Source organism: Pedobacter sp. 01N416, assembly GCF_056399685.1.
The window spans coordinates 1-2385 of the sequence record NZ_JBFTRT010000692.1 but is presented as its reverse complement, the minus strand read 5'-3'; the positions used below and the strand labels follow the sequence as shown (position 1 = coordinate 2385).

Below are 2385 nucleotides of genomic sequence, written 5' to 3'. Positions count from 1 at the left end.
CTACCATTGCAGATGCAACCGGGCACGGCCACACCGCAAGCTTGCTTAACATGGAGAGTACTGATTGGTCTACTACCGTTCCTTGTTTATAGGCCCCTTTCAAAACAGTTAAATTACCAAGGAAACCTAAGAGGTTGTATCATAAATATTGAATTGTCATCCTGAGCTCGTCAAAGGACAATCGATTTTAATTTTATGTACAGCCTCTTTTAAAATCTCCCTCTTCGCTTTCTACATACGCTTTTCTATAGTAAAGCGTTTCTATAGCTTAGGTTTTAGCTTCAAATCAATATTATATCGATTTAGCGATTTGCTTACTAGCATACCATTTCTATCTTTGTAACCGTTATCTTTGCACGGATACAGATATAGGTTTAGAAAACTGTGATTTTTTTTCATGATTAAAATAACAAAACTGTACTCGTTTTTGTCCCCTTTTTGGAATAGGATGTGTAATAGCACCCATAGACACTATTTGAAGGTAGAATATAATTTTTAATTTTAAACGCTTAATTTTACCCGAATGGATATCTTATCATACCTATTAGAACTCTTGCAGCAACGCAAAGAAGTTGGTATTACCGGCTTGGGCACCTTTTATAAAAAGAAATACCCAGGAAGATACGATAAGGAAAAACAAACGTTTTTGCCTCCCGGATATACGCTGCAATTTTCAGCAGAAGTAACAGAAGAAGACGCTTTAGCCAACTTTATTTCGGCTAAAACAAACAGCACCAACGATGATGCCCGCAATCACATTGCCCAGTTTGTTGAACAAGTAAATCAAAAATTAGAATTAGACCATGAGGCCGAACTTCAAAATACTGGCCGTTTATTTTTTACCGAACAAGGATTAGGTTTCGAACCGGTCAAAAACATGAACTATGGTTCTGAATTTTACGGACTTCCATCATTGACAGAAACCGTAATTGAGGAAATAAAAACTGATTCACCTCAACAAGAGGAAGAAGTTTACGATGAAATTGCTGAAGCACCGGTGGTACCATCACCATTTGAGAATAAGTCATACCAGGCTCCGGTAATCGAAAATGTAGAATTGGATGAAGTTAAAGATGATCTTAAAAACACTTTAAAACATTCAGAAACTCCTTCAGAAGAAATTGTTGAAGCACAAGAATTTATTAAGGAACAGCATGAAGAACATCCTAACCGTTTTGGTCATACACCAGAATCGGAAGTAGAAAATATCGCCGCCGAACATCAGGCAATTGAAACACCTGAATCTGCTGAAGCACAAGATGAAGCAAATACTGCTGAAAATACACCTAAAGAAGAGGTAGAAAATACTAATCCCGAACCTGAAGAAGTAGAAGTTCCTGAATCAGAAGCTGAAAATATTGCTACTGAACAACCTGCTATTGAAACGCCTGAATCTGCTGAAATACAAGAAGAAATAGAAGAAGTAGCAAATACTACTGAAGAAGCAGAAGTACCGGAACCGGAAGTAGAAAATATCGCTTCCGAACATCAGACAATTGAGACACCTGAATCTGACGATGCACAAGACGAAGTAATTGCTACAGAAAATGCCTCAGCTCCTGAAGAAATCAATACCGTGAAGGCACCAGAAACAGTTGTCTCGCAAACTGAACCTTCGAGCCGTTTCTCGCTTAGGTCGGAAACGGAGGAACCTAAAACATACATCAATTTAGAAGACGAAGCTAAAAAAGAAGAACCTGTAATTGAGGCCCCTGCATTTATAAAAGAGCAACATGCAGAGCATCCTAACCGTTTTGGTCACGATCCAATTGAACATGGTGACGAAACGCGACAAGGTATGTCTACCTGGTTGATGATTACAATTGCAGTGTTAGCTTTGGCTGTTATTGCAGCGATAACCTATTTGGTTAAACCAGAATTATTTACTGGTGAAACAGCCCAAGCAGTAAAACCGGCACAAGTAATTGTCGATTCGCCGAAGGTTGTTGTTGATACCCTAAAAGCAAAACAGGATTCTATAGCCAAAACAGATAGCATTTTAAAAGCCAACCAGGTTCAGAAAAAAGCAGATACGGTTAAAAAAGTAGCGGCAAAACCTGCCGTTAAACCTACTGTAGAAACACCAAAAGAAAATAAAATTGTACCAAACACTGGTCCTTCTACGTTTTACGTTATTGCAGCATCTTTTCAATCAGAGAAAAAAGCACTTGTGTTTATTAAGCAAATGGAAAAAATCGGTTTAAATGCTGAAATCGCAAAAGTACCCGGCCGTTTAAAAAAAGTAAGTATAGCGAGTTTTACAACTGAAAAGGAAGCTAAAGAACAGAAAGATATTTTACAGAAAAAACTAAAGGGAAAAGGATATTTCGTACAACAAAAATCTAACAACACACAACCATAATGATAACTTTATTAATTCAGGAC

1 protein-coding gene is annotated in these 2385 nt (G+C 37.7%); it reads left to right on the top strand.

What is annotated here, in order from left to right; genetic code table 11:
- Positions 1 to 523 precede the first annotated feature (523 nt).
- Complete coding sequence (locus AC1DND_RS25875) at positions 524 to 2362, top strand: HU domain-containing protein (protein ID WP_477585457.1); 1839 nt, start codon at positions 524 to 526, stop codon at positions 2360 to 2362.
- Positions 2363 to 2385 lie beyond the last annotated feature (23 nt).

Excerpts from the sequence above, each read along its gene's own strand:
- AC1DND_RS25875 (WP_477585457.1), top strand. The coding sequence starts at position 524 with ATGGATATCTTATCATACCTATTAGAACTCTTGCAGCAACGCAAAGAA.